Raw genomic sequence first — 4163 nt, 5'->3', positions numbered from 1 at the left:
CGTCATGTCGCCGAACAGGTCGCGGATCGCGCGGCGCTGAGTCTCGGCGCGCGCGGAAAACGCTGGACCGCCGCCGCTCGCCTGCCCGGCGGCGACCTGCCGCGCGGCGATCTCGCCGCTTTCGCGCGCGACCTTGCGGCGACCTATCCCTTCCTCACGGCGCGCGAGGCGTCGCGACTCGCCGGCGCCTATGGGACTGTGGCCGGGACGATCCTCGGCGCCGCGAAAAAGCGCGAAGACCTCGGCCGTGATTTCGGCCTCGGCCTGAGTGAGGCGGAGGTCGAACATCTCGTCACCCGCGAATGGGCGCGCACGGCGGAGGACATTTTGTGGCGGCGCTCCAAGCTTGGCCTGCGGGCGCCGCCCGCCATGGCAGGCGCGCTGGACGAATGGCTGGCGACGCGTTCGGGGGGCGAGTGATGACGCATTATGTCGGCGCGATCGATCAGGGCACGACAAGCACGCGCTTCATCGTCTTCGACCGCGCCGGCGCCGTCGTCGCTTGCGCGCAGCGCGAGCATCGCCAGATTTATCCGCAGCCCGGCTGGGTCGAACATGACGCGGAAGAAATCTTCGCCGTGACCTGCGCGGTGATCGATGAGGCTTTGGCTGGCGCCAGCCTGCGCCCAGCGGACCTCGCCGCCGTTGGAATCGCCAACCAGCGCGAGACGGCCGTGGTTTGGGAGCGCGATACCGGACGGCCGCTGCACAACGCCATCGTCTGGATGGACGCCCGCACCGACGCGCTGGTCGCGGAAATGGCGCGCGAGGGTGGCCAGGATCGTTTCCGCGACGCCACCGGCCTGCCGCTGGCGACTTATTTCTCCGCTTTGAAATGGCGCTGGCTGCTCGACCGCCTGCCGGGCGCGCAGGGGCGCGCCGAATCGGGCGAACTCCTGTTCGGCACCATCGACGCCTGGCTCGCCTGGCGCCTGACCGGCCGGCATGTCACAGACGTCACCAACGCCTCGCGCACGCAATTGATGAATCTCGCTACGCTCGATTGGGACGATGCGCTGCTCGCGGCCTTCGGCCTGCCGCGCGCGGCGCTGCCGGCGATTCGCTCGTCCAGCGAGGTCTTCGGCCCCTGCCGCGCCCCACTTGAAGGCGTTCCGCTTGCTGGCCTGCTTGGCGACCAGCAGGCGGCTTTGTTCGGTCAGGCCTGCCTGCGTCCGGGGCAGGCCAAAAACACCTATGGCACCGGCTGTTTCCTGCTGATGAACACGGGCGAAAAACCGTTCCGCTCGCAGGCTGGCCTGCTGACCACGCTCGGCTACAAGCTCGGCGACGCCGCGCCGGTCTATGCGCTCGAAGGTTCGGTGGCGATCGCCGGCGCTCTGGTGCAATGGCTGCGCGACAATCTCGGACTCATAAAATCGGCGAGCGAGATCGAGGCGCTCGCAGCCGGCGCGCCCGACAATGGCGACGTCTATATCGTGCCGGCCTTTTCCGGCCTTTACGCGCCTTATTGGCGGTCGAACGCACGCGGCATCGTCGCCGGGCTGACCCGTTTTGCCGACCGTCGCCATATCGCCCGCGCGGCGCTGGAGGCCACCGCTTTCCAGACCCGCGACGTGGTCGACGCCATGACGCGCGAATCCGGCGTGGCGATGCGCGAGATGCGCGTCGACGGCGGCATGGTCGTCAATGAATTGCTGATGCAGTTCCAGAGCGACATTCTCGGCGTCCCGGTCGTCCGCCCGCGAACAATCGAGACGACCGCGCTCGGCGCGGCTTATGCCGCCGGCCTCGCCGTGGGCTATTGGGGCTCGACCGAAGACATCGAAGAGAACTGGCTTGCGGAAAGGCGCTGGCAGCCAGCGATGGACGAAGCGCGGCGCGAAAAACTCTACGCCTCCTGGGGCAAGGCGGTGACGCGGTCGTTCGATTGGGTGGAATAGTGGCCCGCTTTTGCGAGCTGACGCTCGCAAGGGTGAGTGGCGAAAATCAAACGCTTGGCGACTTGAAGCGATGACCGCGTCCGGCTCGAATGGGACCTTCCCGATCGGTCCAGCCAAAGCCTCATAATGAGGCCAAAGCCGACAATCGAAGATAAGCTCAGGGGGCAACGTGGCGAACGAACATATTGAAAATTACGACGAATAGTAAAATAGGAAATACAATATAAATCTTAATTGTTGCTAGGAGTTGGTATATCATATAAATGATATAGCCAATAATATTGAGAATGATCGCGGATAGCGCCAACAACATCGGTATCTGGAGAGGTCCAAGCGCAATTAGCGCGGTCATCAAGGGGTTGGGATTGCCAAAGATCCCAACCAGAATCATTGCCGGCGCGGCAGCGATTGAAGCCACGATCGATAGGACTTTTTTGTCAGCGGAGAGCGACGAATAAAGCACTACACCCGAGGCAATGGGCAGATAGAGCCCGACTAAACAAAGTCCAATTGGATTTCGTACTAGCCAATTATTCCACATTTCCTAACACTTCCTTATTAAATCTACGTATCGACCGTCGTTTAAATCCGCTTATGCTAGCCGCCCCGTCAATTGCAGCGGCTGTAATCGACTCGAAGAGTTCTTTGCCCTGATCGTTCACCACGGCCCGCTTCATAGCGCCTTACCGCGTCAAGTTTTATTAAGCCACGTTCGCGCGATCGCGTTAAAATAACCTGACGCGCGCAAGCATCTTCTAATTGACGCTTATCAGTCATTGCCGGCGCCATCCAAGATTTCCGCTCCCCGCAGACTCCAGTCCATCGGCGGCGCCCGCTTCGGTTCGAAGCGGACAATGGCGATCGGGCAGACGAAGGTCCTCTTGCCGCCGTTCGCGGTCATCTAGTGAGGGGAACCTCGCGTCAGCGCGAGGGATGTCCATTTCGCGAGTGGTGCGAACCGAAAAAATGGTCGATGGCGGAAAACTTGCTTCCCCGCGAGGATTCGCGGGGACAGGCATGAAGACGCATCTCGATTGGTCGGCTTACGACACTTATGGCATTGGCGACGCCTATTCGGGCATTCCGACGCGCGGCGGCAATTACGCCAAGGCGGTGGCGGTCTGCATGCACAATCGCGCCTGCCAGGCCGAGGGTCGCGGCGTGATGTGCCCCTCTTTCCGCATCACCCACGATCCCGCCCATTCCACCGAGGCGCGGGTCGCCTCGTTCAAGGCGGCGCTCAATGGCGATTATGGCGAGCAGCCCTTCGGCGACAAAAGGCTCGCCGCCGCCATGGACCTCTGCGTCTCCTGCAAGGCCTGCAAGAAGGAATGCCCCAGCGCCGTCGATATGGTGCTGATCAAGACCGAATATCTCGCCCAGCGCAACGAGGCGCACGGCGTTTCGCTGCGCACGCGGCTGTTCGGCGGCCTGCCGGCGTGGCTCGGACGCTGGCGGCGGCCGGCGCGCTGGCTGGCGCGGACGCGCAACGCCTTGCCGCCGGTCGCCTGGGCGGCCGAAACGTTTTTGGGGCTGACCGCGCGCCGGCCGCTGCCGCCGCCCTCCGCCCGGCCTTTCGCCGCAAAAGGCCCGTTTGGTTCGGGTGAGCGCGGCAAAGTCTGGCTGTTCGCCGACACCTTCGCCCAGCATTTCGATCCGGAGATCGCGGAGGCCGCCATCGCCGTGCTGACGGCGGGCGGCTATCAGGTTCATATCGCCCAGCCGGCGGCGGACGACCCGGAGCCGAACCGCTCCTTGTGCTGCGGCCGCACCTATCTCTCCATGGGCATGGTGACCAAGGCGCGCGCCGAGGCGACCCGCGTGCTGGCGGCCTTGCGGCCGGCGATCGAGGCCGGCGCGCCGATCATCGGGCTGGAGCCCTCCTGCCTGCTGTCGATGCGCGACGAATTCTACAGCCTTGGCCTCGGCGAGGAGATCGGCAAGCTCGGCAAAAATCTCTATCTGTTCGAGGAATTCATTTCGCGCGAGGCGCTGCGCGGATTGAAACTGCCGCTGAAGGCGCCGGAAGGCGTCAAGGTCTACGCCCATGGCCATTGCCACCAGAAGGCGTTCGGGGTGATGAAATCATTGCGCAAGACGCTTGGCCTCGCGCCGGGGCTGGAGTTCGAACTGATCGACGCCGGCTGCTGTGGCATGGCCGGATCGTTCGGCTTCGAAGCCGAACATTACGAAGCCTCGCAGCAAATGGCGGAACTGGCCTTGCTGCCGGCGGTGCGCGCGGCCAAGCCGCAGGACGTGATC

General features: G+C 63.9%; 4 protein-coding genes. 3 read left to right on the top strand and 1 reads right to left on the bottom strand.

The window, feature by feature from the left end; genetic code table 11:
* Positions 1–420, top strand: a 420-nt coding sequence (locus ACE3S9_RS15880) for a glycerol-3-phosphate dehydrogenase C-terminal domain-containing protein (RefSeq protein WP_374547450.1), incomplete at its 5' end; no start/stop codon positions are given.
* Positions 420–1901, top strand: coding sequence for a glycerol kinase GlpK (gene glpK, locus ACE3S9_RS15875; protein WP_374547449.1), 1482 nt, complete (start codon positions 420–422; stop codon positions 1899–1901). The genes ACE3S9_RS15880 and glpK, both read left to right, overlap by 1 nt.
* A gap of 157 nt (positions 1902–2058) precedes the next feature.
* On the opposite strand, the gene ACE3S9_RS15870 is transcribed toward glpK, so the two are convergent.
* Positions 2059–2442, bottom strand: coding sequence for a hypothetical protein (locus ACE3S9_RS15870; RefSeq protein ID WP_374547448.1), 384 nt, complete (start codon positions 2440–2442; stop codon positions 2059–2061).
* A gap of 476 nt (positions 2443–2918) precedes the next feature.
* Here ACE3S9_RS15870 and ACE3S9_RS15865 point away from each other — a divergent pair.
* The coding region (locus ACE3S9_RS15865; protein ID WP_374547447.1) for a (Fe-S)-binding protein at positions 2919–4163 on the top strand (1245 nt) is incomplete at its 3' end.

This window comes from Rhodoblastus sp. (assembly GCF_041915505.1).
GTDB lineage: Bacteria > Pseudomonadota > Alphaproteobacteria > Rhizobiales > Beijerinckiaceae > Rhodoblastus.
The sequence above is the reverse complement of the archived record's forward strand: the minus strand, read 5'-3'. Positions and strand labels throughout refer to the sequence as shown.